The organism is Micromonospora sp. RTP1Z1 (assembly GCF_033804685.1).
Lineage (GTDB): Bacteria > Actinomycetota > Actinomycetes > Mycobacteriales > Micromonosporaceae > Micromonospora.
The window spans coordinates 14,641-40,404 of sequence record NZ_JAPFQV010000043.1; the positions used below are offsets into that span (position 1 = coordinate 14,641).

At 71.9% G+C, this 25,764-nt stretch carries 23 protein-coding genes; 15 read left to right on the forward strand and 8 right to left on the reverse strand.

The window, feature by feature from the left end; all coding sequences use genetic code 11:
* The first annotated feature begins 150 nt into the window (after nucleotides 1–150).
* From recA to rny, 5 genes are all read left to right on the forward strand, one after another.
* Nucleotides 151–1,197, forward strand: coding sequence for a recombinase RecA (recA, locus tag SLP03_RS20845; protein WP_319462295.1), 1,047 nt, complete (start codon nucleotides 151–153; stop codon nucleotides 1,195–1,197).
* A 15-nt stretch (nucleotides 1,198–1,212) separates the two neighbouring features.
* Nucleotides 1,213–1,911, forward strand: a complete 699-nt coding sequence (locus SLP03_RS20850; protein WP_319462296.1) for a regulatory protein RecX — start codon at nucleotides 1,213–1,215, stop codon at nucleotides 1,909–1,911.
* A 291-nt stretch (nucleotides 1,912–2,202) separates the two neighbouring features.
* Nucleotides 2,203–2,448, forward strand: coding sequence for a 3-keto-5-aminohexanoate cleavage protein (locus SLP03_RS20855; protein WP_319462297.1), 246 nt, complete (start codon nucleotides 2,203–2,205; stop codon nucleotides 2,446–2,448).
* A 435-nt stretch (nucleotides 2,449–2,883) separates the two neighbouring features.
* Nucleotides 2,884–3,024 carry a hypothetical protein gene (locus tag SLP03_RS20860; RefSeq protein ID WP_319462298.1) on the forward strand — a complete coding sequence of 47 codons (141 nt, stop codon included), beginning with the start codon at nucleotides 2,884–2,886 and terminating at the stop codon, nucleotides 3,022–3,024.
* Nucleotides 3,021–4,787, forward strand: a complete 1,767-nt coding sequence (gene rny / locus SLP03_RS20865) for a ribonuclease Y (RefSeq protein WP_319462299.1) — start codon at nucleotides 3,021–3,023, stop codon at nucleotides 4,785–4,787. The genes SLP03_RS20860 and rny overlap by 4 nt, the downstream gene beginning before the upstream one ends.
* Before the next feature lie 86 nt (nucleotides 4,788–4,873).
* On the opposite strand, the gene SLP03_RS20870 is transcribed toward rny, so the two are convergent.
* The 4 genes from SLP03_RS20870 to SLP03_RS20885 all read right to left on the reverse strand — a co-directional run bounded on the left by SLP03_RS20870 (nucleotide 4,874) and on the right by SLP03_RS20885 (nucleotide 8,224).
* Nucleotides 4,874–5,746 (reverse strand): amino acid ABC transporter permease, encoded by an 873-nt coding sequence (locus SLP03_RS20870; protein WP_319462300.1) that lies wholly within the window; start codon nucleotides 5,744–5,746, stop codon nucleotides 4,874–4,876.
* Nucleotides 5,743–6,399: an amino acid ABC transporter permease gene (locus tag SLP03_RS20875; RefSeq protein WP_319462301.1), complete on the reverse strand. Its 657-nt coding sequence runs from the start codon at nucleotides 6,397–6,399 to the stop codon at nucleotides 5,743–5,745. The genes SLP03_RS20870 and SLP03_RS20875 overlap by 4 nt, the downstream gene beginning before the upstream one ends.
* Nucleotides 6,400–6,477: 78 nt before the next feature.
* Nucleotides 6,478–7,410 carry a glutamate ABC transporter substrate-binding protein gene (locus tag SLP03_RS20880; RefSeq protein ID WP_319462302.1) on the reverse strand — a complete coding sequence of 311 codons (933 nt, stop codon included), beginning with the start codon at nucleotides 7,408–7,410 and terminating at the stop codon, nucleotides 6,478–6,480.
* Nucleotides 7,411–7,468: 58 nt separating this feature from the next.
* The gene (locus SLP03_RS20885) at nucleotides 7,469–8,224 is read right to left on the reverse strand and encodes an amino acid ABC transporter ATP-binding protein (RefSeq protein ID WP_319462303.1); all 756 of its coding nucleotides are present in this window, start codon (nucleotides 8,222–8,224) and stop codon (nucleotides 7,469–7,471) included.
* Nucleotides 8,225–8,420: 196 nt separating this feature from the next.
* Between SLP03_RS20885 and selD the strand changes: the two genes are divergently transcribed.
* Entirely contained in the window at nucleotides 8,421–9,410 is a 990-nt protein-coding gene (gene selD / locus SLP03_RS20890; protein ID WP_319462304.1) for a selenide, water dikinase SelD, read from the forward strand.
* Nucleotides 9,411–9,609: 199 nt separating this feature from the next.
* A complete protein-coding gene (locus SLP03_RS20895; protein WP_319462305.1) occupies nucleotides 9,610–10,089 on the forward strand; it encodes a hypothetical protein in 480 nt (159 codons plus the stop codon).
* A 56-nt stretch (nucleotides 10,090–10,145) separates the two neighbouring features.
* On the opposite strand, the gene SLP03_RS20900 is transcribed toward SLP03_RS20895, so the two are convergent.
* Nucleotides 10,146–10,370, reverse strand: coding sequence for a DUF2277 family protein (locus SLP03_RS20900; RefSeq protein ID WP_319462306.1), 225 nt, complete (start codon nucleotides 10,368–10,370; stop codon nucleotides 10,146–10,148).
* A gap of 52 nt (nucleotides 10,371–10,422) precedes the next feature.
* On the opposite strand from SLP03_RS20900, the gene miaB reads away from it, so the two are divergent.
* Nucleotides 10,423–11,958, forward strand: coding sequence for a tRNA (N6-isopentenyl adenosine(37)-C2)-methylthiotransferase MiaB (gene miaB / locus SLP03_RS20905; RefSeq protein WP_319462307.1), 1,536 nt, complete (start codon nucleotides 10,423–10,425; stop codon nucleotides 11,956–11,958).
* Between the two features lie 192 nt (nucleotides 11,959–12,150).
* Here the strand turns inward: miaB and SLP03_RS20910 are convergent, their stop codons facing one another.
* Nucleotides 12,151–13,359 (reverse strand): DUF349 domain-containing protein, encoded by a 1,209-nt coding sequence (locus SLP03_RS20910; RefSeq protein ID WP_319462308.1) that lies wholly within the window; start codon nucleotides 13,357–13,359, stop codon nucleotides 12,151–12,153.
* 195 nt (nucleotides 13,360–13,554) lie between these two features.
* On the opposite strand from SLP03_RS20910, the gene SLP03_RS20915 reads away from it, so the two are divergent.
* From SLP03_RS20915 to dapF, 3 genes are read left to right on the forward strand one after another with little or no spacing between them, the layout of a single operon-like run.
* A complete protein-coding gene (locus SLP03_RS20915; RefSeq protein ID WP_319462309.1) occupies nucleotides 13,555–14,280 on the forward strand; it encodes a hypothetical protein in 726 nt (241 codons plus the stop codon).
* A complete protein-coding gene (gene miaA / locus SLP03_RS20920; protein ID WP_413644608.1) occupies nucleotides 14,265–15,188 on the forward strand; it encodes a tRNA (adenosine(37)-N6)-dimethylallyltransferase MiaA in 924 nt (307 codons plus the stop codon). Before SLP03_RS20915 ends, miaA begins: the two co-directional genes overlap by 16 nt.
* Nucleotides 15,189–15,195: 7 nt before the next feature.
* Nucleotides 15,196–16,041 carry a diaminopimelate epimerase gene (gene dapF / locus SLP03_RS20925; RefSeq protein ID WP_319462311.1) on the forward strand — a complete coding sequence of 282 codons (846 nt, stop codon included), beginning with the start codon at nucleotides 15,196–15,198 and terminating at the stop codon, nucleotides 16,039–16,041.
* A gap of 62 nt (nucleotides 16,042–16,103) precedes the next feature.
* On the opposite strand, the gene SLP03_RS20930 is transcribed toward dapF, so the two are convergent.
* Nucleotides 16,104–17,576: an NAD-dependent malic enzyme gene (locus tag SLP03_RS20930; protein WP_319462312.1), complete on the reverse strand. Its 1,473-nt coding sequence runs from the start codon at nucleotides 17,574–17,576 to the stop codon at nucleotides 16,104–16,106.
* A gap of 197 nt (nucleotides 17,577–17,773) precedes the next feature.
* Here SLP03_RS20930 and hflX point away from each other — a divergent pair, with 197 nt between their 5' ends.
* Nucleotides 17,774–19,240, forward strand: a complete 1,467-nt coding sequence (gene hflX, locus SLP03_RS20935; protein ID WP_319462313.1) for a GTPase HflX — start codon at nucleotides 17,774–17,776, stop codon at nucleotides 19,238–19,240.
* A 50-nt stretch (nucleotides 19,241–19,290) separates the two neighbouring features.
* Nucleotides 19,291–20,850 (forward strand): hypothetical protein, encoded by a 1,560-nt coding sequence (locus SLP03_RS20940; RefSeq protein ID WP_319462314.1) that lies wholly within the window; start codon nucleotides 19,291–19,293, stop codon nucleotides 20,848–20,850.
* 46 nt (nucleotides 20,851–20,896) lie between these two features.
* Here SLP03_RS20940 and lexA read toward each other — a convergent pair whose 3' ends face one another.
* Nucleotides 20,897–21,682 carry a transcriptional repressor LexA gene (gene lexA / locus SLP03_RS20945; RefSeq protein WP_319462315.1) on the reverse strand — a complete coding sequence of 262 codons (786 nt, stop codon included), beginning with the start codon at nucleotides 21,680–21,682 and terminating at the stop codon, nucleotides 20,897–20,899.
* Between the two features lie 547 nt (nucleotides 21,683–22,229).
* Here lexA and nrdR point away from each other — a divergent pair.
* Complete coding sequence (gene nrdR, locus SLP03_RS20950; protein WP_319462316.1) at nucleotides 22,230–22,730, forward strand: transcriptional regulator NrdR; 501 nt, start codon at nucleotides 22,230–22,232, stop codon at nucleotides 22,728–22,730.
* 66 nt (nucleotides 22,731–22,796) lie between these two features.
* Nucleotides 22,797–25,700 (forward strand): vitamin B12-dependent ribonucleotide reductase, encoded by a 2,904-nt coding sequence (locus tag SLP03_RS20955; protein ID WP_319462317.1) that lies wholly within the window; start codon nucleotides 22,797–22,799, stop codon nucleotides 25,698–25,700.
* The last annotated feature ends 64 nt before the right edge of the window (nucleotides 25,701–25,764 follow it).

Here is a 25,764-nt window from a genome sequence, read left to right on the forward strand (position 1 = left end):
AGTCGTACACCTGTTCGGCTATTGTCCACAGCGGGGTGCTCGTCCACAGCTCGCGGCCCGTCGGCTGGTTTTCTGTCGGACCCAGCGCCTAGCGTGTCCCGCGTGACGCGAAGCTCAGGAAAGACGCCGGCGAAGGCAGGGGTGGCAACGATGGCAGCAGGTCCTGACCGGGAGAAGGCACTCGACCTTGCTCTCGCTCAGATCGACAAGCAGTTCGGCAAGGGTTCGGTGATGCGGCTGGGGGACCGGCCGGTCATCCAGACCTCGGTGATCCCGACCGGTTCCATCGCGCTCGACGTGGCGCTCGGCATTGGCGGCCTGCCTCGCGGCCGGGTGGTCGAGATCTACGGCCCCGAGTCCAGCGGTAAGACCACGGTCGCCCTGCACGCGGTAGCCAGCGCCCAGCGGGCGGGCGGCATCGCCGCCTTCATCGACGCCGAGCACGCGCTCGACCCGGATTACGCGAAGGCCCTCGGCGTCGACACCGACGCGATGCTGGTGTCCCAGCCGGACACCGGCGAGCAGGCGCTGGAGATCGCGGACATGCTGATCCGCTCCGGCGCGATCGACGTCATCGTGATCGACTCGGTCGCCGCCCTGGTGCCGCGCGCCGAGATCGAGGGCGAGATGGGTGACAGCCACGTGGGTCTGCAGGCCCGGCTGATGAGCCAGGCGCTGCGGAAGATCACCGGTGTGCTCAGCAACACCGGCACCACGGCGATCTTCATCAACCAGCTCCGCGAGAAGATCGGCGTGATGTTCGGCAGCCCGGAGACCACCACCGGTGGTCGGGCGCTGAAGTTCTACGCCTCGGTCCGGCTCGACGTGCGCCGCATCGAGAGCCTCAAGGACGGCACCGACGTGGTCGGTAACCGCACCCGCGTCAAGGTCGTGAAGAACAAGGTCGCCGCGCCGTTCAAGCAGGCCGAGTTCGACATCATGTACGGCAAGGGCATCTCCCGCGAGGGTTCGCTGATCGACGTCGGCGTCGAGCAGGCGATCATCCGCAAGGCTGGCGCCTGGTACACCTACGACGGCGACCAGTTGGGCCAGGGCAAGGAGAAGGCCCGCGAGTTCCTCAAGGAAAACCCGGACGTGGCGGCCGAGATCGAGAAGAAGATCCTGGAGAAGCTCGGCGTCGGGGTCGGCGCGGGCGACGCCGCCGGTGGCCCGGAGCTGCCGCCGGTCGACTTCTGACCGGTCGCCGGTTAAGTGACAGGACGACGCGCCCGCACGGGGCGGGGCTGGGACGCCAGCCCGCCCCGGGCGGGGGACGACAACACGACGCCCCGGCCCCGGCGGGGTCGCCGCGGCCGGTCCGAGGAGGCCGGTCCGGAGGCGACCCCCGGGCCGCCGCGCGACGAGGCCGAGGTGGCCCGGGAGATCTGCCTGCGGCAGCTCGCGGTGCGGCCGCGTACCCGGGCGGAGCTGGCCGGCGCGCTGGCGAAGCGCGGCATCTCCGAGGAGGTGTCCGCGCAGGTGCTCGACCGGTACGACGAGGTCGGCATCATCGACGACGCCGCCTTCGCCCGGGCCTGGGTCGCCAGCCGGCACGCCGGCCGGGGGCTGGCCCGGCGGGCGCTCGCCAACGAGCTGCGCCAGCACGGTGTGGACGGGGACGTGGCCAGCGAGGCGCTCGGCGAGCTGGACGAGGAGACCGAGGCGGAGACCGCCCGTGCCCTGGTCGAACGGAAGCTGCGCTCCGTCCGGGGCGAGCCGGACGCGGTGTTCCGCCGGCTGGTGGGCATGCTCGCCCGCAAGGGCTACCCGCCGGGCGTGGCCATCCGGGCGGTGAAGGATGCCCTCGCCGCGCAGAGCGCGGAGGCGGCCGAGTTCGCCGAGCAGATCGACGCCGACGCCCTCGCCGACGCCGAGGGTGAACTCGACCGGGACAACCGCGCCCTCGGCTGACTGTGACCTGGAGCGGAAGCGCGGACGGGAGGGTCGGTCGGGTGCTGAAGGCCTGTCTCAACGGCGGCCGGCGCCGCGACGAGCACGTCGCCGTCCCGGTCACCCCGGTCGAGCTGGCGGCCGACGCCGCCCGACTTCGCCTCGGTGAACGCCCACGAGCCCGGCGCGGAGGCGGTCGCCGCGGCGCTGCACGAGCGGGGCGTGCTGGTCGAGGTCGGGCTCTGGACGGTGCCGGCGGTCGGGGCCTGGCGGCGCTAGCGGACACCGGTCGGCCGGATCCTGGTCGAGTGCGTGGCCGAGGCCCCCGAGGTGGCGCTCGCCGACGCCGCGGCGACCCTCGCAACGCTTCCGCCGGACGGTCCGCCGGTGCTGCTGCACGGCGAGGGCCCGGCCACCTGGCCGGTGCTCGCCGACGCGGTACGCCGCGGCCTGGGCACCCGGATCGGTCTCGAGGACACCATCGTGCTGCCGGACGGGTCGCCGGCGGCCGACAACTCCGCGCTGGTCTCCGCCGCCGTCGCGCTCGGTGCCCGCTGAGCAGGGCCGACACCGCTCATCGTCCGGCCGGCTCGCCGTGTTTGTCCGCCCGTGTCCGGCATCTGGTCAGCGCTGGGTGATGCCGCAACTTCTCTCCGTCCGGGTGGTTTGATCATGAGTCCTTGACCGAACCGCCCCCGGCGACCTAGCCTCGCCATACAGGCTCACATTGCCCGACCAGCGCAGGCTAAGCGCACAACATAGATCTCGTAACAGAACAGCATCACTTTGGCCAGCTTCACCGGCCCTTGACGGCAGCTGCGGACAGCCGGTCCGGAGCTGACCGACAACTGCAACCGGCCGTCGGCGGTGCCCTTCGAGGGCACCGCCGAGGGGAGAGCTACCCACTGCCAGCCGCTCCGGTCGGGCGTCCAGAGCCGCAGGTGCGTGCCCCCGGCACGCCTTCTGCGGCGTCGACGTTCAGGGGAGGCGGCCATGGCGGTGCGGCAGCGGTTCACCGGCGGTCTTCCACGCATCGCCGGCCGGTCGGGCGCCGACCACGCCACCGGCGGTCGGGAGACGGCCCCAGGCTTCGACGGTCGGGAGACGACCGCACGCGCCGAGGCGACGGCATGAACGCCTTCGACGTCGTCATCCTCGCGGTGGTGGTGATCCTGGCCGTCGTGGTGGTCGGGGCCGTCCTGGTCGGCGTCCGGGCGCTGCGCCGGATCGGCGTCGCGCCGGCCCCCGAGGACCCGGCCTTCGTCGCCGAGAAGGATCGGCAGGAGCAGTCGCTCGCCGCCCTGCGCACCGCTGCCGACGAGGCGAACAGCACCATCGACGTGGCGAAATCGGCCGCAGCCGCGGCCCGCGCCGAGGCGGCCGGCGCGAAGGCCGAGGCGAAGGCGGCCCGGGCGGAGGCCCGCCGGGTTCTCGACGACGCCCGGGCGGAGGCCGACACCGTCCTGGAGCGGGCGCACAACCAGGCCGAGGCGGACGCCGAGCAGCTCCGTACGGCCGCCCGGCGCAGCGGCGAGCGGGAGGTCGCCGTGCTCGCCGCGACCACCCGGGAGCAGGCCGCCGAGGTGGAACGGCGCGCCGCGCGGATGGACGACCGGGAGCGGCAGCACACCGAGGACGTGGAGCGGTTCGCCGCCCGGGAGCGGCAGCTCACCGCCGCCAGCGCGGCCCTCGCCGCCCGGGAGAACGCCCTGGCGGAGCGGGAGCGGGCGGTGGCCGAGGCGGAGGAGCAGCGCCGCCGGGAGCTGGAGCGGGTGGCCGGGCTGACCGCCGACGCCGCCCGGGCCGAGCTGGTCGAGGCGATCGAGGGGCAGGCCAAGCGGGAGGCCGCGCTGCTGGTCCGGGACATCGAGTCGGACGCCCGCAACACCGCCGAGCAGCGCGCCCGGCACATCGTGGTGGACGCCATCCAGCGGGTCGCCAGCGAGCAGACCGCGGAGAGCGTGGTGAGCGTCCTGCATCTGCCGGGCGACGAGATGAAGGGGCGGATCATCGGCCGGGAGGGGCGCAACATCCGCGCCTTCGAGTCGGTCACCGGGGTCAACCTGATCATCGACGACACCCCCGAGGCGGTGCTGCTCTCCTGCTTCGACCCGGTCCGCCGGGAGGTCGGCCGGCTCACCCTGGAGAAGTTGGTCCTCGACGGGCGGATCCACCCGCACCGGATCGAGGAGGTCTACGATCTGGCCCGCCACGAGGTGGAGGAGCTCTGCCACCGGGCCGCCGAGGACGCCCTCGTCGAGGTGGGCATCACCGAGATCCACCCCGAGCTGGTCACCCTGCTCGGCCGGCTGCGCTACCGGACGTCGTACGGGCAGAACGTGCTCAAGCACCTGGTGGAGACCGCGCACATCGCCGGGATCATGGCCGCCGAGCTGCGGTTGGACGTGCCGACCATCAAGCGTTCGGCGTTCCTGCACGACATCGGCAAGGCGCTCACCCACGAGGTCGAGGGGAGCCACGCCATCATCGGCGCCGATCTGGCCCGCAGGTACGGCGAGAGCGAGGACGTCGTCCACGCCATCGAGGCGCACCACAACGAGGTGCCGCCACAGACGGTGGAGGCCGTGCTCACCCAGGCCTCCGACGCCTGCTCGGGTGGGCGGCCGGGCGCCCGGCGGGAGAGCCTGGAGGCGTACGTCAAGCGGCTGGAGCGGATCGAGGAGATCGCGGCCGGCAAGGTCGGCGTGGAGAAGGTCTTCGCCATGCAGGCGGGCCGGGAGATCCGGGTGATGGTCAAGCCGGAGGACGTCGATGACATCGGCGCGGCGGTGCTGGCCCGGGACGTGGCCAAGCAGATCGAGGAGGAGCTGACCTACCCCGGTCAGATCCGGGTGACCGTGGTCCGCGAGTCCCGAGTGACCGAGATCGCCCGCTGACGCGGGTTACTCCTACCGGCAGTGTCTGAGATCGGATGACATCGGCGGACGGGTGGCTGTACCACCCGCCCGCCGAGGTGTTGTCGTCACACCATCCGTGCGGCATCCTCGCCGGCGTCCTGGGCCGGCAGCACCCTGCCGGCCGTCTTTGGCGTCCGGCCCATCCGCTTCTGCAGCCACCAGGCCAGGATCGACAGCGAGCCGCAGATGGCGATGTAGACCGCGCCGATGATCAGGTACGCCGGCACGTACGGCAGCCCGAACGGCAGCCGGCCACCGATCTGCTTGCCGACGAAGAGCAGCTCGGGATAGGTGATGATGAAGCCCAGCGCGGTGTCCTTCAACAGCACGACGAGCTGGCTGACGATCGCCGGCAGCATCGAGCGGACCGCCTGCGGTAGCAGGATCAGCCGCATCACCTGGTTCTTGCGCATGCCCACCGCGTACGCGCCCTCGGACTGCCCGTACGGCACCGCGTTGATGCCCGCCCGGAAGATCTCCGCCAGCACCGAACCGTTGTAGAGCATCAGCCCGATGACCAGGGCCCAGAGCTTGTCGATCGACCAGCCGTACTGCAGCGGCACGTAGTAGCCGAAGAAGATCAGGATCAGCAGCGGGATCGCCCGGAACAGCTCCACCACGAAGGTGGCCGGGGTGCGCAGGATCCACTTGTCGCTCAGTCGGGCGCTGGCGAAGACCGCGCCGAAGAGGAGCGCCAGCACCCCGGCGATGCCGGCCGCCTTGAGCGTCGCCCAGAGGCCGCCGAGCAGCTCGCGCTGCACCGAGGCGTACTGGAACTGCTCCCACTTTCGGGCCTCGAACTGACCGGTCTGGGCGAACTTGTAGCCGATGAACGCGATCAGGGCGATGATGCCGAGGGTGGAGACGACGCCGAGAGTCGCGTTGCGCCGCCGCGCCCGGGGGCCGGGCAGGTCGTAGAGGATCGACGCCTGACTCATCGTGCCACCCTCCACTTGCGCTCAAGGAACCGCTGCAGGGCCACCAGCGGCAGGATCAGGATCAGGAAGCCGATGGTGATCCAGAGCAGCACGGCGAACTGGGGCTCGCCCCGCTCTGCCATGTACTGCGGAATCGCACCCGCCTCCAACACCGAGAAGCCCGCGGCGATGGTGGTGTTCTTCAGCATCGCGATGAACACGCTCATCATCGGCGGGACCATCGCCCGCAGCGCCTGCGGCAGCACGATCAGGCTGAGCACCTGACCGAAGGTCATCCCCAGTGCCCGGGCCGCCTCCGCCTGGCCGGCGGCGACGGTGTTCACGCCGGAGCGGATCACCTCACACACGAAGGCCGAGGTGTAGACGGTCAGCGCGATGCAGGCGCTCGGGAAGTAGTCGATGTTGACGTCCAGCTTCGGCACCGCGAACACGAGGAACGCGAAGACCAGCGTCAAGGGGGTGTTGCGGACCAGGTTGACGTACGTGGCGCCGAACGCCCGCAGCGCCGGGACGGGGGATACCCGCATCGCTCCGAGCAGCGTGCCGAGGACGATGCTGCCGACGGCGGCGATCAGGAAGAGTTTGACGGTGTTGGTGAACCCGTCGACGAACAGCTGCGCGTTGTCCGTCAGTACGCGGAAGAACTCGCCCATGCCTCGCTCTCAGTCCTCGGACGGGCGCCGGACGGGATGAACCCGCCCGGCGCCCCCAACACGTGTCGAGACTGTCGGTCAGTACCGCTCAAGCTTCGGCGGGGTCGCCGACGAGCCGGACTTGCCCAGCGTGCCGTCGTAGATCTTCTGCCAGGTGCCGTCGGTGAACGCCGCCTCGATCTGGTTGTTCACGTAGTCGCGCATCGCCTTGTCGTCCTTCGGCAGGCCGATGCCGTACTTCTCGGTGCTGAACGGCTGGCCGACGACCTTGAGCTCGTCCGGGTTCTGCGCCGCGTAGCCCTTGAGGATGGCGTCGTCGGTGGTCACCGCGTCGACCTTCTTGTCGAGCAGCTGCGAGACGCACTCGGAGTAGGTCTTGAACTCGACGATGTTGTTCGCCTCGGTCAGGCCCTCGTCCCGGACCCGCTGAATCGGGGTCGAGCCGGTGGCCGAGCAGACCTTCTTGCCCTTGAGGGCGTCCTTGCCGGTGATCGCCGACTCGTCCTTGCGCACCAGCAGGTCCTGGCCGGCGACGAAGTAGGGGCCGGCGAAGGAGACGTCGTTCTTGCGCTTGTCCGTGATCGAGTAGGTGCCGACGTAGTAGTCGATCTCCCCGCCCTTGATCGCGGTTTCCCGGTTGGCGGAGGCGATCTCCTTGTACTCGATCTTCGCCGGGTCGACGCCGAGCGTGCTGGCGAGATACTGGGCGATCTCGATGTCGAAGCCGCACCGCTTGCCCTGGGCGTCCTTGTAGCCGAGGTTCGGCTGGTCGAACTTGACGCCCACGGTGACCTTGCCGGCGCTCTTGATCTTCTGGAAGGCAGGGCTGCCGGCGATGTTGGCGTCCGACTTAGGGGTGAAGGTCACGCCGGAGGACTTGCAGGTGTCGGACTGGGCGCCGCCGGACGCGTTGCCGCTGCCGGGGGTCGGGTTGCCCTCCTTGCCGCAGGCGGCGGCCGAGAGAGCGAGGGAGGCCATCATGGCGACCGCCGCCACGCGCTTGTAACGCATACACTTCTCCTTCTTCAACGGGAGCCCGCCGGGGGACGACACGCTCCACTAGGGACGCTCAGTGCGTGAGGATCTTGGAGAGGAAGTCCTTGGCCCGATCGCTGCGCGGGTTGGCGAAGAACTCGGTCGGCGGGGCGTCCTCGACCAGCTTGCCGTCGGCCATGAAGATCACCCGGTTGGCCGCGTGTCGGGCGAAGCCCATCTCGTGGGTGACCACGACCATCGTCATCCCGTCGCGGGCCAGCGCGGTCATCACGTCCAGCACCTCGCCGACCATCTCCGGGTCGAGCGCGCTGGTCGGCTCGTCGAAGAGCATCGCCTTGGGCTGCATGGCCAGCGCGCGGGCGATCGCCGCCCGCTGCTGCTGGCCGCCGGAGAGCTGGGCCGGGTACTTGTCGGCCTGATTGGCGATGCCGACCCGGTCCAGCAGGGCCAGGCCGCGCTCGCGGGCGGCGGCCGGCTTCTCCTTGCGGACCTTCACCGGGCCGAGGGTGACGTTCTCCAGGATCGTCTTGTGCGCGAAGAGGTTGAACGACTGGAAGACCATGCCGACCTCGCTGCGCAGCTTCGCCAGCGCCTTGCCCTCGGCGGGCAGCGGCTGCCCGTCGAAGGTGATGGTGCCGGAGTTGATCGGCTCGAGGCGGTTGATCGCCCGGCAGAGTGTCGACTTGCCGGAGCCCGAGGGGCCGATGACCACGACCACCTCGCCCTTGCCGACGGAGAGCGACACGTCGTCCAGCACGTGCAGCGGGCCGAAGTACTTGTTGACCCCGTCCAGCACGATGAGCGGTTCGCCCGTCGTCACGTCGTCCACCGTCCCTGTCGTCCGTCCCGGAAGCGGGGTCGGTCGACCCCTGGTTGGGCAACTGTAGGCGGGTTGACGTGGCGGAACGCAACCCAGTTGGTCACGGAGCGGTAACACCGGTCGGCGGCGTGCCGGGGAGTCCGAATTCCGTCAGGCACCGGCCCGCCCGGTGGCGCCGGCCGGATTTGGCGGAGATCATGTGAGGATGACCGACCCGATCCGGTTGACCGATTACGCCCGCGGCGGCGGCTGCGCCTGCAAGATCCCACCGGGCGAGCTGGAGGCGATGGTCGCCGGCCTGGGCCCGGCGACCGGCAGCGCCGACCTGCTGGTCGGCCTGGAGAACGGCGACGACGCCGCGGTGGTCCGGCTGGATGAGCGGACCGGCCTGGTCAGCACGGCCGACTTCTTCACCCCGGTGGTCGACGATGCGTACGACTGGGGTCGGATCGCCGCGGCCAACGCGCTCTCCGACGTGTATGCGATGGGTGGCACCCCGCTGGTCGCGCTCAACCTGCTCTGCTGGCCGCGGGAGAGGCTGCCGCTGGAGCTGGCCCGGGAGGTGCTGCGCGGCGGCCAGGACGTGGCCCGGGAGGCCGGCTGTCACCTGGCCGGCGGGCACAGCGTCGACGACGACGGCCCGAAGTACGGCCTTGCGGTCACCGGCGTGGTCCGGCCCGAGGAGCTGATCACCCTGGACGCCGGTCGCGCCGGCCTGCCGCTCTCGCTGACCAAGCCGCTCGGCGTCGGGGTGTTGAACACCCGGCACAAGGCGACCGGCGAGCGCTTCGGCGAGGCGGTCGCCTCGATGAGCGCGCTGAACCGGGACGCCGCCCGGGCGGCGGTCGCCGCCGGCATCCGCTGCGGCACCGACGTCACCGGCTTCGGCCTGCTCGGGCACGCCTCCAAGCTGGCCCGGGCCAGTCGGTTGACGGTCGCCATCGACGCGGCCCGGGTGCCGTACCTGGCGGGGGCGCGGGAGGCGCTGCGGGACGGGTACGTCAGCGGCGGGACCCGCCGCAACCTGGACTGGGTGACCCCGTGGACGGACTTCGGCGCCGCCGACGAGGGGGAGCGGCTGCTGCTGGCCGACGCGCAGACCTCCGGCGGCCTGCTGGTGGCCGGCGAGGTGCCCGGCGGCACGGTGATCGGCGAGCTGCTGCCCCGGAGCGAGCACCTGATCCGGGTCCGCTGACCGCCATGTTCCGCCGGGCGGGACACGATACCCGATAATCTGTCATCTTCCCGCTACTCGGAGCAATGGCGCCCGAGGAAATTTTGCCCGGAATGGTCACAGACCGGTAACTTGCCCCCGGCTCAGGCCATATGCACCCCACCATCGTCATTAAGGCCCGATCCGGAGGCCGGTGGGACGAGCACAGCGAGGAGGCGGCATGACCGAGCTGTGGAACTGGAGAATCGACGGGGCGGCACCCGTGGAGGTGTACCCCGCGCTGGCCGAGGCGCTCGGCCGGGTGGTGATGCCCCTCGCCGTCGCCGACCCGGTCCGGCTGCCCACGTACGCGGTGATCTGCGACGTGTGGGAGGCGCCGGGGGAGTTCGGCACGATGGTCGACTGCTACGGGGTGCCGGAGCGGCTACCCGAACTGCCCAGCATCGCGGCGCTGGCCAGGCTGCTGGACCGCAACTGCCTGATGCGTGACGACACCCTGGACGCCGGCCGGCACCTGCTGGTCGCACCGGACGGCACCATCCGTCCGGTGCACTTCACCGTCACCGAGACCGACGACGGCGAGGTGCTGTCCGACCAGCGGCTCTGCACCGTGGCCCACCCCGGCTGCCGGGGCTGGTCGCAGTGCCACCGCTCCCGGTGGGCACCCGACTCGGTCGCCCCCGCGCTCGCCGCAGCCTGAGCCCGGCCCCGGCCGGCGCGGGTCGGCGGGCCGGCCGGGGAGCGCGTCGGGCGGCGTCAGGGGCGGGTCGCCGGCTGGCCGCGCACCACCAGCTGATCGAGCAGGGTCGCCGTGGCGGCGGCCACCGCGTCCACCGCGGCGTCGAATGCGGCCGCGTTGTGGGCGGCGGGCGTCCGGAAGCCCGAGATCTTCCGGACGTACTGCAACGCCGCAGCCCGGACGTCCTCCTCGGTCACCGCCGGGACGTACGGCTCACGCAGGGTCTTGATGCTCCGGCACACGGTTCCTCCTCGTTCGGTCCGACCAACTCGGCCCGGATACGCTGTGCACGTCATGATTACCGCAGCCGTGGGCAGCCCGCGCACCTACCAGGTGCGCACGTACGGCTGCCAGATGAACGTGCACGACTCCGAGCGCATCTCCGGCCTGCTCGAACAGGCCGGTTACGTGCGCGCCACCGAGGCCGACGACACCCCGGACGTAATGGTGTTCAACACCTGCGCCGTCCGGGAGAACGCCGACAACCGGCTCTACGGCAACCTGGGTCATCTGCGCCCCGTGAAGGACAAGCATCCCGGGATGCAGATCGCGGTCGGCGGCTGCCTCGCCCAGAAGGACCGCGGCGAGATCGTCCGCAAGGCTCCCTGGGTGGACGTGGTCTTCGGCACGCACAACATCGGCTCGCTGCCGGTGCTGCTGGAGCGGGCCCGGCACAACGCCGCCGCCGAGGTGGAGATCCTCGAATCCCTCGACGTCTTCCCGTCCACGCTGCCCACCCGGCGCGAGTCGACGTACGCCGGCTGGGTGTCGATCTCGGTGGGCTGCAACAACACCTGCACGTTCTGCATCGTGCCCGCTCTGCGCGGCAAGGAAAAGGACCGCCGTCCCGGCGACGTGCTCTCCGAGGTGCGCGCCCTGGTCGACGAGGGCGTGCTGGAGGTGACCCTGCTCGGGCAGAACGTCAACTCCTACGGCGTCGAGTTCGGCGACCGGTACGCCTTCGGCAAGCTGCTGCGCGCCTGCGGCGACATCGACGGGCTGGAGCGGGTCCGGTTCACCAGCCCGCACCCGAAGGACTTCACCGACGACGTGATCGCCGCGATGGCCGAGACGCCGAACGTCTGCCCCTCGCTGCACATGCCGTTGCAGTCCGGCTCCGACGACGTGCTGAAGGCGATGCGCCGGTCGTACCGGTCGGAGCGCTACCTGGGGATCATCGAGAAGGTCCGGGCGGCGATGCCGGACGCGGCGATCACCACCGACATCATCGTCGGCTTCCCCGGCGAGACCGACGCCGACTTCGAGCGGACCCTCGACGTGGTCCGCGCGGCCCGGTTCTCCTCGGCGTTCACCTTCCAGTACTCCAAGCGCCCCGGCACCCCGGCCGCGACCATGGACGGCCAGCTCCCCAAGCAGGTCGTGCAGGAACGCTACGAGCGGCTGATCGCCACGGTGGAGGAGATCACCTGGGCGGAGAACAGGAAGCTCGTGGGGGAGACCGTCGAGGTGCTGGTCGCCGTCGGCGAGGGGCGCAAGGACGAGCGCACCGGCCGGATGTCCGGCCGCGCCCGCGACGGCCGCCTGGTGCACTTCGCGGCGGACGCGGCCGGAGCGAACGGCCGGCACGGCGACGCCGGGTCGTACGCCGGCCAGATCCGCCCCGGCGACATCGTGCACACCACCGTCACGTACGCCGCCCCGCACCACCTCAACGCCGACGGCGGGCCGCTGTCGCACCGGCGTACCCGGGCCGGCGACGCGGCCGAGGCGGGACGCGCCCCGCGTACCCCCGGGGTGCTGCTCGGGCTGCCCACGCTCGGCACGCCGGCCGCGGCGCCCGCGCCGACCAGCGGCTGCGCCGCGCACTGACCGACCGCCGACGGCCGGGACCCCCCGTGGTGGCCCCGGCCGTCGTGGTGTCCGGGCGCCCGCCCCGTCCCGCGCCCCACCCGCCGCAGTGGATCGGCCCCGGTGCGGCCACGGCAGCCCGGGGCGCGGGATGTTCGGAAATGGCGGAGCCACCGGTCCCGTGCGGGGATCGGGGGCTCCGGGTGGATCAGGTCAGCCGGCCCGCTCGGCGAGCTGGAGGAACTGCCGCTTCGACGCGAGGGCCTGCTCGGCCTCCTTGACCCGGCGGGCGTCCCCGGCGGCCTGCGCCCGGGCCAGCCGCTCCTCGGCCTCGGCCACCTGCGTCCGCATCTGGGCCAGCAGCGGGTTGTCCTCCTTGGTGGTGCGCCGCCACGCGGAGTCCATGACCTCGCGGACCTTGTCGTCGATGGCGCGCAGCCGGCGCTCCAGCCCGGCGGCGGCCTCCCGCGGCACCCGGCCTGCCTCGTGCCACTGCGCCTGGATCTCCCGCAGCTTCGCCTGGGCGCCCTTCGGGTCGCCGTCCACGTCGAGGGCCTCGGCCGCGGCGAGCAGGGCCTGCTTGCGCTCCAGATTGCCGCGCTGCTCGTTGTCGCGGGCGGAGAAGACCTCGCTGCGCCGGCTGAAGAACTCGTCCTGCGCCGCCCGGAACCGTTCCCAGAGCTTCTGCTCGGCCTCCTTGGACGCCCGCGGCGCGGCCTTCCACTGGGTCATCAGGTCCTTGAGCTGGTTGGCCGCGACCGCCCAGTCGGTGGACTCCTTCAGCTTCTCGGCCTCGGCGACCAGTTCCTCCTTGACCGTCTGCGCCTGCTTGCGCTGCTGGTCGAGGGAGGCGAAGTGGGCGCCCCGCCGGCGGGTGAAGCCGTCCCGGGCGGCGGCGAACCGCTTCCACAGCTCACCGTCGGTCTTCTTGTCGACGCCGCGGACGGTCTTCCACTCGTCGAGGATCTCCTTGAGCCGGTCCCCGGCGGTCTTCCAGCCGGTCGACTCGGCGGCCAGCTTCTCGGCCTCCTCCACCAGGGCGGTCTTGCGCGCGAGGGCCTCGACCCGAGCGGCGTCGCGGGCGGCCTTCGCCTCGCCGGCCTTCGCCTCGGCCACCTCGGCGAGCTTGTCCAAGCGGGCGGCGAGCGCGTCGATGTCACCGACGACGTGGGCCTCGGCCAGTGAGGCGCGGATCCGCCGGATCGTGGTCAGCGACCCACCGGCGTCCGCCGCACCCGACTTGAGCCGGGCCTCGGTCAGGTCCACCTCGGTCACCAGGTCGGCGAAGCGCCGGGCGAAGTGGGCCAGCCCCTCCTCCGGGGCCCCCGCCTGCCAGGATCCGACCACCCGCTCGCCCTCGGTGGTCTTGACGTACACGGTGCCGTCCGCGTCCACCCGTCCGAAGGCAGTCCAGTCGCTCATGTGCCCATCCTCGATCTCCCGGCGTCGACGGGACAGCCCCCGCGATCGCCGCCACGGCGCAGCAAAGTTACTCCGGGCATTGTCACAGGTCCGCCCCCGTCCGCGTCGAGCGCCTGTCGCCGACCGTGACCATACGGTGTCCTGGGCCTCGAATGACCGGATCGGCGCGGGGACGCACCGGCGAGTCCGGCTACCGTGAACCCCGTGCCTCTGGTCGCCGCCGCCGTCTGCCCCCACCCGCCGTTGATCGTTCCCGAGTTGGCCGGTGCCGCCGCGCCCGAGCTGGACGACCTCCGCGCCGCCGCCGCCGCGGCCGTCACCCGGCTCCTCGCCGCCCGACCGGACTGCGTGGTCGTCCTGGGCTCCGGCCCGTCGACGGGATGGATCATCCCGCCCGCAGCCGGTTCGCTGCGCCCGTGGGGCCTCGACCTGGCCGTCCCGCTCGTGCCGGCGCTGCCCGACGGCGGGGCGATCCTGCCGCTGAGCGTCACCGTCGGGGCGTGGCTGCTCAACCAGCAGCGGGTCGGCGTGCGCGTGGTCGGTGCCCAGGTGAGCCCGGCGGCGACCCCCGCCGAGCTGGGCAGCTTCGCCGGCCAGGTGCACGAGTACCGCCCCCGGGTGGCGCTGCTGGTGATGGGGGACGGATCGGCGTGCCGGGGGCCGAAGTCGCCCGGCTACGACGACCCGCGCGCCGAGGCGTACGACGAGGGGGTGGCCCGGGCCCTGGCCGACGCGGACGCCGACGCCCTGCTCGGCCTGGACCCGGTGCTGTCGGCGGAGCTGAAGGTCGCCGGGCGGGCGCCCTGGCAGGTGCTGGCCGGCGCGGTCCGGCCGGCGGGCGGCGACTGGCGGGGTGACCTCAGCTACCACGAGGCCCCCTACGGCGTTGCCTACTTCGTGGCGAACTGGGAACCGGCGTGAGGGGCACGGTGGTGGCCGTGGTCGGGCCGACCGCGGCCGGCAAGTCCGCGCTGAGCGTCGCCCTGGCGCACGCTCTGGGCGGCGAGGTGGTCAATGCCGACTCGATGCAGCTCTACCGGGGCCTGGACATCGGTACCGCCAAGCTCACCCCGGCCGAGCGGGACGGCGTGCCGCACCACCTGCTGGACATCTGGCCGGTGACCGAGCCGGCCAGCGTCGCGGAGTACCAGCGGCTGGCCCGGGCGGCGGTCGACGACATCCTGGCCCGGGGTCGGGTGCCGCTGCTGGTGGGCGGCTCGGGGCTGTACGTGCGGGCGGTGCTGGAGCAGTTCGAGTTCCCCGGCACCGACCCGGCGGTGCGGGAGCGGCTGGAGGCCGAGCTGGCGGTGGTCGGCCCGGCCTCGCTGCACGCCCGGCTGGCCGAGGCCGACCCGGTGGCGGCGGCCGGCATCCTGCCGGGCAACGGCCGGCGGATCGTCCGGGCCCTGGAGGTGATCGAGCTGACCGGGGCGCCGTTCACCGCCTCGCTGCCCGAGCCGACGCCGTACTACCCGGCGGTGCAGCTCGGCGTCGACCTGGACACCGCGCTGCTGGACGAGCGGATCGCGCTGCGGGTGGACCGGATGTGGGCCGACGGCCTGGTCGCCGAGACCCGGGAGTTGGTCGGGCGCGGCCTGCCCGCAGGGCGGACGGCCAGCCGGGCGCTCGGCTACCAGCAGGTGCTGCGTTTCCTCGCCGGGGAGCTGACCGAGGTCGAGGCGCGCGACGAGACCGTCCGGGCCACCCGTCGGTTCGTCCGGCGGCAGCGGTCCTGGTTCCGTCGGGACCCGCGCATCCACTGGCTGGACTCGGCGTCACCGGCGTTTGTCGAGACTGCGCTGCGAGTGGTCGCCGACCATCGGGGATGATGGGGGCGTGGAGTTCACCAAGGGCCACGGCACCGGCAACGACTTCGTGATCCTGCCCGACCCGGACGGCGCGCTGGAGCTGACGCCCCGGCTGGTCGCGGCGCTCTGCGACCGGCGGCGGGGGGTCGGCGGGGACGGCGTGCTGCGGGTGGTGCGGGCGGCCAAGCACCCCGAGGGGGTGGCCCTCGCGGGCGAGGCCGAGTGGTTCATGGACTACTGGAACGCCGACGGCTCGTTCGCCGAGATGTGCGGCAACGGGGCCCGGGTCTTCGTCCGGTACCTGCTGGAGACCGGCCTGGCCACGCCGTCCGGTGCGGCGGTGCCGGTGGCCACCCGGGCCGGCGTCGTGCGCGCGCGGGTCGAGGGCGAGGCCATCGCCGTGGAGATGCGCCGCCCCCAGCTGTACGCCACGGCCGCCGCCACCCTGGGCGGGTTGACCCTGCCCGGCGCCGTGGTGGACGTCGGTAACCCGCACCTGGTCTGCGCCCTGCCGGCGGGGCTGGAACTGGCGGGTCTCGACCTGACCCGGGCGCCGGACGTCGACCCGGCGGTCTTCCCGGCCGGGGTGAACGTCGAGTTCACCGTCCCGGGGGAGCCGGTGGACGGCACCGACGGGCACGTGCTGATGCGGGTCCACGAGCGCGGCTCCGCCGAGACGCTCTCCTGCGGCACCGGTGCCTGCGCGGTGGCCGCGGTGGCCCTGCGCGACGCCGCCCGGGACACCGGCACGGTCACGGTGGACGTCCCCGGCGGGCGCCTCACGGTCACGGTGACCGGGGACTCCTGCTGGCTGTCGGGGCCGGCGGTGCTGGTCGCCGCCGGCGAGGTCACCCGGAGCGCCCTGCTCGCCTGAGCCCGCCGCCCGCGGGTGCGCTTCTGGTCGCCACCGCGACGAGAAACACACCCGGAGGTGGGTCAGGGGGTGGCGCTGGCGTTGGCGGCGATCTCGGGGAGGTCGGCCGGGCCCGGGTCGGCGGCCGGCGGCGGGGTGGTCGCCGGGTGCTGGGCGGCGGCGCGGACGGCGGCGGCGACGGCGGGGGCCACCCGCGAGTCGAAGACGCTCGGCACGATCACCGTGGGGTTGATCTTTTCCTCGCCGACCACGTCGGCGATGGCCCGCGCCGCGGCGATCGCCATCTCCTCGGTGAACTCCTCGGCGTGCGCGTCGAGCATGCCGCGGAACACGCCCGGGAAGGCGAGCACGTTGTTGATCTGGTTCGGCTGGTCGGAACGGCCGGTGGCGACCACCGCGGCGTGCTTGCGCGCCTCCCGCGGGTCGACCTCCGGGTCCGGGTTGGCCAGCGCGAAGACGATCGAGTCCTTGGCCATGGTCGCGATGTCGTCCCCGGTGAGCAGGTTCGGCGCGCTCACCCCGATGAAGACGTCCGCGCCGCGCAGCGCGCCCGGCAGGTCGCCGGAGTAGTTCTCCTTGTTGGTGTTCTCCGCCAGCCACTGCCAGGCCGGGTTCAGGTCGGGCAGCCCGCGGTGCAGGGCGCCCTGCCGGTCGTAGGCGACGATGTCGCCCACGCCCTGGCGCAGCAGCAGCTTCATGATCGCGGTGCCGGCCGCGCCGGCCCCGGAGACGACGACCCGGACGTCCGCGAGCTGCTTGCCCACGACGCGCAGCGCGTTGGTCAGCGCGGCCAGCACGCAGATCGCGGTGCCGTGCTGGTCGTCGTGGAAGACGGGGATGTCCAGCAGTTCGCGCAGCCGGGCCTCGATCTCGAAGCAGCGCGGCGCGGCGATGTCCTCCAGGTTGATCCCGCCGTACGCGGGTGCGATCGCCTTGACGATCGCCACGATCTCGTCGGTGTCCTGGGTGTCCAGCACCACCGGCCACGCGTCCACCCCGCCGAAGCGCTTGAACAGCGCCGCCTTGCCCTCCATCACCGGCAGTGCCGCCGCCGGCCCGAGGTTGCCCAGGCCGAGCACGGCCGAGCCGTCGCTGACCACGGCCACCGTGTTGCGCTTGATGGTCAGCCGGCGAGCGTCGGCCGGGTTCTCCGCGATCGCCATGCAGACCCGGGCCACCCCCGGGGTGTACGCCCGGGACAGCTCGTCGCGGGTGCGGAGCGCGACCTTGGAGCTGACCTCGATCTTGCCGCCCAGGTGCAGCAGGAACGTCCGGTCGGAGACCTTGCGGACGTCCACGCCGTCGAGAGCGGTCAGCGCGTCGACCACCTGCTCGGCGTGGCCGGCGTCGGCGGTGTCACAGGTGAGGTCGACGATCACGCTGGTCGGGTCGGAGTCGACCACGTCCAGCGCGGTGACGATCGCGTCGGCCTCACCCACCGCGGTGGTCAGCCGGCCGATCGAGGAGGCGTCCGCCGTCACCGCGATCCGGATCGTGATCGAAAATCCCGCACTCGGAAGTCGGGTGATGCCCACGGGAAATCCCTCCGTCAACGCTGAGCGGCTCGCCCCGCATTTCTACTCGCCCGCCGAGGTCGCCCGGCATCCGCCCCCGCTGTTGAGGGTGTGTGTCACGGGCATATAGCGGGTGCGTCGGGCGTTGCCACATGTCAGGATGCTCGGTACCAGCCCGAAATCCCTCGGTAGCTGACAGAACGGACAGGAGACGCGATTTGCGAGACCAGGAGACCTACGTTCCCTTCGAGGACGACGAGCTCAACGCCACCACCACCGGCGAGTTCGAGCTGTCGGAGCGGCAAGCGCTGCGGCGGGTCCCCGGCCTCTCCACCGAACTCACGGACATCACCGAGGTCGAGTACCGCCAGCTGCGGCTGGAGCGGGTCGTCCTGGTGGGTGTCTGGACCGAGGGCACGCAGGACGACGCGGACAACAGCCTCACCGAGCTGGCGGCGCTGGCCGAGACGGCCGGCTCGCAGGTGCTCGAGGGGCTGATCCAGCGGCGTCACCGGCCGGACCCGGCCACCTATGTGGGTCGGGGCAAGGTCGAGGACCTCGGCGCGTTGGTGCTCTCCACCGGCGCCGACACGGTGATCTGCGACGGTGAGCTCTCCCCGTCCCAGCTGCGCAACCTGGAGCAGCGCACCAAGGTCAAGGTGGTCGACCGTACCGCGCTGATCCTCGACATCTTCGCCCAGCACGCCAAGAGCAAGGAAGGCAAGGCGCAGGTCGAGCTGGCCCAGCTCGAATACCTGCTCCCGCGACTGCGCGGTTGGGGTGAGACGCTCTCCCGGCAGGCCGGTGGTTCCGGCCGCGGCGGCGGCGCCGGCGGCGGGGTGGGCCTGCGCGGTCCCGGTGAGACCAAGCTCGAGACCGACCGGCGCCGGATCCGGAACCGGATCTCGCGGCTGCGCCGTGAGATCAAGGGCATGAAGACGGTACGCCAGACCAAGCGCGCCCGCCGGTCCCGCAACGCGGTGCCCGCGGTGGCGATCGCCGGCTACACCAACGCCGGCAAGTCCAGCCTGCTGAACCGGCTGACCGGGGCGGGTGTGCTGGTCGAGAACGCGCTCTTCGCGACCCTCGACCCGACCACCCGCAAGGCCACCACCTCCGACGGGCGGCTCTACACCCTGTCCGACACGGTCGGCTTCGTCCGGCACCTGCCGCACCAGATCGTCGAGGCGTTCCGCTCGACCCTGGAGGAGGTCGCCGACTCCGACCTGGTGGTGCATGTGGTCGACGGCGCCCATCCGGACCCGGAGGAGCAGGTCCGGGCGGTCCGCGAGGTGCTCGCCGAGGTGGGCGCCGACCGGCTGCCCGAGCTGCTGGTGGTCAACAAGACCGACGCCGCCGACGAGGAGACGCTGCTGCGGCTCAAGCGGCTCTGGCCCGACGCGGTCTTCGTCTCCGCGCACCGGGGGCGGGGGATCGACGGGCTGCGCGAGGCGATCGAGGAGCGGCTGCCCCGTCCGGCGGTGGAGATCCACGCGGTGCTCCCGTACGACCGGGGCGACCTGGTGGCCCGGGTGCACCGGCAGGGCGAGGTGCTCAGCACCGCCCACCTGCCGGAGGGGACGCTGCTGCACGTCCGGGTGGGCGAGGCGCTCGCCGCCGAGCTGGCGCCGTTCCACGCCGGTGAGCGGTTCGTCGAGGAGGAGCGGGTCGGCGCCGGCCGGTGAGGCGTCCGGCGTCACCCGCCCGGGTTACCGGGCATGCGACACTGGGCCTCATGCGGCACGTTGTCTCCTCGGTCACGGTTGCGCTCGGCCTGCTCGGCGCAACCGTGGCGCCTGCCGGGATCGCCCTGGCCGGCCCGGTCGCGGCCCCCGTGCAGGCCGCGGCCCCCGGTAAGAAGAAATGCACCGTCGAGGACGTGCGGCTGCGCGAGCTCTCCGGCCTGGTGGCCACGAGCAGCGGCTACATCGTCATCAACGACAGCAGCGAAAAGGACAGCCTTAAGCGGGTCTTCTACCTGGACACCAAGTGCAAGATCGCGAAGGAGCCGGTCCGCTACTCCGGGGACGGGCCGTTCGACACCGAGGACCTGGCGCTCTCGCCGGACCACAGAACCCTGTGGATCGCGGACACCGGGGACAACATCACCAGCAAGCAGCGCCGGGAGCGCGTGGCCGTCTGGACCATGCCGGTCAGCGGATCCAAGCAGCCGGTGCTGCACCGGCTGTCGTACCCGGACAAGCAGCCGCACGACGCCGAGGCGCTGCTCATCGGCGACGACGGCAAGCCGCTGATCATCACCAAGGAGCTCTCCGGCAAGTCGGAGATCTTCACCCCGGCGGCCGCGCTGAAGAACGGCGACACCGATCCGGTGCCACTGCGGAAGCTCGGCGAGGTCACGCTCCCCAAGACCACCACCGACAACAAGTTGGGCGCGGCCGGCCGGCTCCTGGTCACCGGCGCGGCCCGCTCCCCGGACGGCACGAAGGTGGTGCTGCGGACGTACGCGGACGCCTTCGAGTTCGACGTAACCGGCGGTGACATCGTCGGCGCCCTGTCCACGGGCAAGCCGCGGGTCACCCCGCTGACCGACCCGTTCGGCGAGGCGATCTCCTACACCCCGGACGGCAAGTCCTTCGTCACCGTCTCGGACGGCGGTCAGCAGCTCGCCCCCGACGACCCGATCGACATCCTCGGCTACGTCCCGTCGACCAAGGGGATCGAGGCGCTTCCGGCGGCCGGTGAGGTGGCCAAGCCGGGCGCGCAGAAGTCCTGGGTCGAGGGGCTGACCCTGGACGAGATCACATACCTGATCGCGGCGGTCGGCGTGCTCGGCGCCCTGCTGGTCGGCGCGGGCATTTTCGGCATCCTCCGGGCCCGGCGCCGGCCCGCACCGGCCACCGACCGGGCGGACGGACCGGGCCCGAACGGACCCTCGCTGAACGACGGCTTCGACGACCGCCGCGCCGAGGGCGGTCCGCCACCCGGCGGACCCCACGGTGGCGGGTACGGCGGCGGCCCGGCCGGGGGCGGCTACGGCGCACCGGCCGGCCGACCTGCCTCGGGCGGGGTGTACGGCGGCGGGCGTCCCGCCGAGGGCGGCCGTCCGCAGGGCGGCGTCTACGGCGGCGGTGGCGGCCGCCCCCAGGGCGGCGGGGTCTACGGGGGCGCCCCGCAGGGCGGCGGCGCGTACGGCGGTGGCCGCGCGGAGCCGCCCCGGCGTGACCCGGACCCTCGGGACCCGCGCGGGGGCCGGCGCAACGGCCACGACGACTTGCGGGGCCAGTACGGGCAGGTGCCCGACGGCCGCGAGTACCGGGGCGACCGCTACTGACCGCACCAGCGGGTGACCGCCGCGCGGCGGTCACCCGGGCCGGGTGTCAGATCCGACGCAGCACCGCGACGACGCGGCCCATGATGGTGGCGTCGTCGCCGGGGATCGGGTCGAAGGCCGGGTTCTGCGGCATCAGCCAGACGTGCCCGTCGCGGCGCCGGTAGGTCTTCACGGTCGCCTCGCCGTCCAGCATGGCGGCCACGATGTCGCCGGCCTCGGCGTTGGGCTGCTGGCGGACCACCACCCAGTCGCCGTCGCAGATGGCCGCGTCGAGCATCGAATCGCCCTTGACCTGGAGCATGAAGACCTCGCCCTCACCCACCAGCTCGCGGGGGAGCGGGTAGATGTCCTCCACCGCCTGCTCGGCGAGGATCGGGCCGCCGGCGGCGATCCGGCCCAGCATCGGCACGTACGCCGGGGTGGGACGCTGCGAGCGGGTCAGCTCGTCGTCGATCGCGTCGCTGGGGGCGCGGACGTCGACCGCCCGGGGCCGGTTCGGGTCGCGGCGCAGGAAGCCCTTCTTCTCCAGCTCCTTGAGCTGGTAGGCGACGCTGGACGGGGAGACCAGACCGACCGCCTCGCCGATCTCGCGCACGCTCGGCGGGTACCCGTGGCGCTCCACCCAGCTGCGGATGAACTCCAGGATCCGGCGCTGCCGGGCGGTGAGGTCGACGGTGGCGGGGTCGGGGAAGCTGCTGACCACCGGCGTGACCGGTCGCACGGCGGGCTGGCCCGTCCGGCTGCGCGCGGCGCGGGGCCGTCGGATCGCCGGCGGACCCGCCCCGTCGATCGGCTGCGGGTTCTTTTGCCGGCTGGCCCGGTCCTCGGTCACGTCCGTCCCTCCCTGGTCGGCGCTGGGTGCCTTGGCGGCTCGTGGTGCGCGCGGATGATGCTGCCGACCGGCCGGAGGCGACACGCCGCGCCCGGTCGTTGTTGACCGTATAGGTGAGATCGGCCATTTTCAAACATCTGTACGACCTCTTGTCGGCGTGTCGGGGCGAAATCCGAGAATTCCGAACGCCTGTTCTGATAAATGATACGTCGACTTCGAACGGGTGTTCGAGGTGACGGCTGACCGTGACCGTGGCGGGAGTGGGGCGTTGGGCTTTCCGCGACCCCCCGGGGAGGTGGGACGGGTGAGTGATTCTGATGACGCGCCGGACACGCCGGCGAGCTTGACCTCGCCTGGGCGACGACATACCGTCGACCCCTAGATGTAGTAGTCACATGGGCGTAAGTTGCCTACAGGTTGGGTTCGACTACCGACCGCACTCCCGTACCGTCGACCCGGCGACGGCCATCCGACGATGGCCTTCGGCGCGGTGACGCGTGCCCGGAGCGCGTCGGTGCGCCCGCGGTTCGATGAAGGAGGTCAGGCGATGCGGTGTCCGTACTGCCGGCACGCCGACTCCCGGGTCGTCGACTCGCGGGAGGCCGACGACGGCCAGCTCATCCGCCGGCGGCGGTCCTGCCCGGAGTGCGGCAAGCGGTTCACCACCGTCGAGGAGGCGGTGCTCGCGGTGGTCAAGCGCAGCGGGGTGACCGAGCCGTTCAGCCGTACGAAGATCATCGGCGGGGTGCGCAAGGCGTGCCAGGGCCGGCCGGTCGACGACGACTCGATCGCGCTGCTGGCGCAGAAGGTCGAGGAGACCGTCCGGGCCAAGGGGGCCGCCGAGCTCCCGAGCCACGAGGTCGGGCTGGCGATCCTGGGGCCGCTGCGCGACCTGGACGAGGTGGCCTACCTGCGCTTCGCCAGCGTCTACCGGTCCTTCGACTCGCTCGCCGACTTCGAGCACGAGATCGAGACGCTGCGGGCCGCCGCGCGCGCCCGGGAGGGCACCGGGGCCGACGCGGTCGAGACCGCCGGCCGTACCAGTTGAGTTTTTCGGATTTCTGACAGCGACGAACGCGCGGCGGGTGACCGCGCAGACGAGGGGGCGGATGAGATGGCGGGGGACGGCGTGACAGCAAGCAAGTCGCGGACCCGGGCCGGTGCGACGGCCAACGCAGGCCTGAAGGTCGAGCGGGTGTGGACGACCGAGGGGGTCCATCCGTTCGACGAGGTGGCGTGGGAGCGCCGCGACGTCGTGATGACCAACTGGCGGGACGGCTCGATCAACTTCGAGCAGCGCGGCGTGGAGTTCCCCGAGTCGTGGAGCGTCAACGCGGCCAACATCGTGACCACCAAGTACTTCCGGGGCGCGGTGGGCACCCCGGAGCGGGAGTGGTCGCTCAAGCAGCTGATCGACCGGGTGGTCACCACCTACCGCAAGGCCGGTGAGGACAACGGCTACTTCGCCACCCCGGCGGACGCCGAGATCTTCGCGCACGAGCTGACCTGGATGCTGCTGCACCAGGTATTCAGCTTCAACTCGCCGGTCTGGTTCAACGTGGGCACGCCGTCGCCGCAGCAGGTCAGCGCGTGCTTCATCCTGGCCGTCGACGACTCGATGGACTCCATCCTGGACTGGTACAAGGAGGAGGGGCTGATCTTCAAGGGCGGCTCCGGTTCCGGCGTCAACCTGTCCCGGATCCGCTCCTCCCGCGAGCTGCTCTCCTCCGGCGGCACCGCCTCCGGCCCGGTCAGCTTCATGCGCGGCGCGGACGCGAGCGCGGGGACCATAAAGTCCGGCGGCGCCACCCGGCGCGCGGCCAAGATGGTCATCCTCGACGTGGACCACCCGGACATCGAGGAGTTCGTGGTCACCAAGGCGCGCGAGGAGGACAAGATCCGCGCGCTGCGGGACGCCGGCTTCGACATGGACCTGGGCGGCGCCGACATCGTCAGCGTGCAGTACCAGAACGCCAACAACTCGGTGCGGGTCTCCGACGAGTTCATGACCGCGGTGGAGAACGGCGGCGGCTTCCACCTGCGCGGCCGGCTCGACGGGCAGACCATCGAGACGATCGACGCGAAGAAGCTCTTCCGCACCATCTCCCAGGCCGCCTGGGAGTGCGCCGACCCCGGCCTGCAGTACGACGACACCATCAACGACTGGCACACCTGCCCGGAGACCGGGCGGATCACCGCGTCGAACCCGTGCTCGGAGTACCTACACCTGGACAACTCCTCGTGCAACCTGGCCTCGCTCAACCTGATGAAGTTCCTCCGCGCCGACGGCGGCTTCGAGGTGGAGAAGTTCGTCCGGTCCGTCGAGCTGGTCATCACCGCGATGGACATCTCGATCTGCTTCGCCGACTTCCCGACCGAGAAGATCGGCGAGACCACCCGCGCCTACCGGCAGCTCGGCATCGGCTACGCCAACCTCGGCGCGCTGCTGATGGCCACCGGCCTGCCCTACGACTCGGAGCAGGGCCGCTCGGTCGCCGCGGCGATCACCTCGCTGATGACCGGCACCGCGTACCGCCGCTCGGCCGAGCTGGCCGGCATCGTCGGCGCGTACGAGGGCTACGCCCGCAACGCCGAGCCGCACAAGCGGGTCATGCGCAAGCACGCCGCGGCCAACGACGAGATCAAGCCCACCAGCACCGTGGCCACCGCGATCGGCCGCGAGGCCACCAAGCAGTGGACCCAGGGCAACAAGATCGGCGACAAGTTCGGCTGGCGCAACTCGCAGGCCGCCGTGCTCGCGCCGACCGGCACCATCGGCCTGATGATGGACTGCGACACCACCGGCGTCGAGCCGGACCTGGCGCTGGTCAAGTTCAAGAAGCTGGTCGGCGGCGGCTCGATGCAGATCGTCAACCAGACCGTCCCGCGCGCCCTGCGCAGCCTCGGCTACCCCGAGGAGCAGGTCGAGGCGATCGTCGAGCACATCGCCGACCACGGCCACGTGGTCGACGCCCCCGGGCTGAAGCCGGAGCACTACCCGGTCTTCGACTGCGCGATGGGTGAGCGCACGATCGCCCCGATGGGGCACGTGCGGATGATGGCGGCCGTCCAGCCGTTCATCTCCGGCGCCATCTCCAAGACGGTCAACATGCCGGAGCAGGCCACCGTCGAGGACGTCGAGAAGATCTACTTCGAGGGCTGGAAGCTCGGCCTCAAGGCGCTGGCGATCTACCGGGACAACTGCAAGGTGGGCCAGCCGCTCTCGGTGGCCAAGCCGAACAAGGCCGCGGCAACCACCACCGCCGGGGCCGCCCCGGCCGCCGTCGAGAAGGTCGTCGAGAAGGTCGTCGAGTACCGGCCGGTGCGCAAGCGGCTGCCGAAGAAGCGTCCGTCGGAGACGGTCTCCTTCTCGGTGGGCGGCGCCGAGGGCTACCTCACCGCGTCGTCGTACCCGGACGACGGCCTGGGTGAGGTCTTCCTCAAGATGTCCAAGCAGGGCTCGACCCTGGCCGGCGTGATGGACGCCTTCTCGGTGGCCATCTCCATCGGTCTGCAGTACGGCGTGCCGCTGGAGACGTTCGTCAGCAAGTTCACCAACATGCGCTTCGAGCCGGCCGGCATGACCGACGACCCGGACGTGCGGATGGCGGCCTCGGTGATGGACTACATCTTCCGTCGCCTGGCACTGGACTTCCTGCCGTACGAGCGTCGCGCGGAGCTGGGCATCTTCACCGCCAGCGAGCGTGCCGCGCAGCTGCGGGCCGAGGCCGAGGCGGAGAGCGCTTCGGTGAGCGGCGCGGAGCTCACCGCCATGGCGTCCTCCGCCCCGGTCGAGACCCCGGTCGAGAAGAAGGCGGTGGCCCAGCCGGCGCTGGAGATGGCGGACGTCGCCGCCGCCAAGCCGGCGCCGGCCGTCGGTTCCAGCACCGAGCTGCTGGAGGCCGTCATCGGCAAGGCAGCCGACGCGCCGCTCTGCTTCACCTGCGGTACGAAGATGCGGCCGGCCGGTAGCTGCTACGTCTGCGAGGGCTGCGGCTCCACCAGCGGCTGCAGCTGACGCTGAAAGTGCAGTAGGCGCGAGGGGAGTCGGGCGTTGCCCGGCTCCCCTCGCGTTGTCCGGG

Excerpts from the sequence above, each read along its gene's own strand:
- recA (WP_319462295.1), top strand. The coding sequence starts at position 151 with ATGGCAGCAGGTCCTGACCGGGAGAAGGCACTCGACCTTGCTCTCGCT.
- SLP03_RS20860 (WP_319462298.1), top strand. The coding sequence starts at position 2,884 with ATGGCGGTGCGGCAGCGGTTCACCGGCGGTCTTCCACGCATCGCCGGC.
- rny (WP_319462299.1), top strand. The coding sequence starts at position 3,021 with ATGAACGCCTTCGACGTCGTCATCCTCGCGGTGGTGGTGATCCTGGCC.
- SLP03_RS20870 (WP_319462300.1), bottom strand. The coding sequence starts at position 5,746 with ATGAGTCAGGCGTCGATCCTCTACGACCTGCCCGGCCCCCGGGCGCGG.
- SLP03_RS20875 (WP_319462301.1), bottom strand. The coding sequence starts at position 6,399 with ATGGGCGAGTTCTTCCGCGTACTGACGGACAACGCGCAGCTGTTCGTC.
- SLP03_RS20880 (WP_319462302.1), bottom strand. The coding sequence starts at position 7,410 with ATGCGTTACAAGCGCGTGGCGGCGGTCGCCATGATGGCCTCCCTCGCT.
- selD (WP_319462304.1), top strand. The coding sequence starts at position 8,421 with ATGACCGACCCGATCCGGTTGACCGATTACGCCCGCGGCGGCGGCTGC.
- SLP03_RS20895 (WP_319462305.1), top strand. The coding sequence starts at position 9,610 with ATGACCGAGCTGTGGAACTGGAGAATCGACGGGGCGGCACCCGTGGAG.
- miaB (WP_319462307.1), top strand. The coding sequence starts at position 10,423 with ATGATTACCGCAGCCGTGGGCAGCCCGCGCACCTACCAGGTGCGCACG.
- SLP03_RS20910 (WP_319462308.1), bottom strand. The coding sequence starts at position 13,359 with ATGAGCGACTGGACTGCCTTCGGACGGGTGGACGCGGACGGCACCGTG.
- SLP03_RS20940 (WP_319462314.1), top strand. The coding sequence starts at position 19,291 with ATGCGGCACGTTGTCTCCTCGGTCACGGTTGCGCTCGGCCTGCTCGGC.
- nrdR (WP_319462316.1), top strand. The coding sequence starts at position 22,230 with ATGCGGTGTCCGTACTGCCGGCACGCCGACTCCCGGGTCGTCGACTCG.
- SLP03_RS20955 (WP_319462317.1), top strand. The coding sequence starts at position 22,797 with ATGGCGGGGGACGGCGTGACAGCAAGCAAGTCGCGGACCCGGGCCGGT.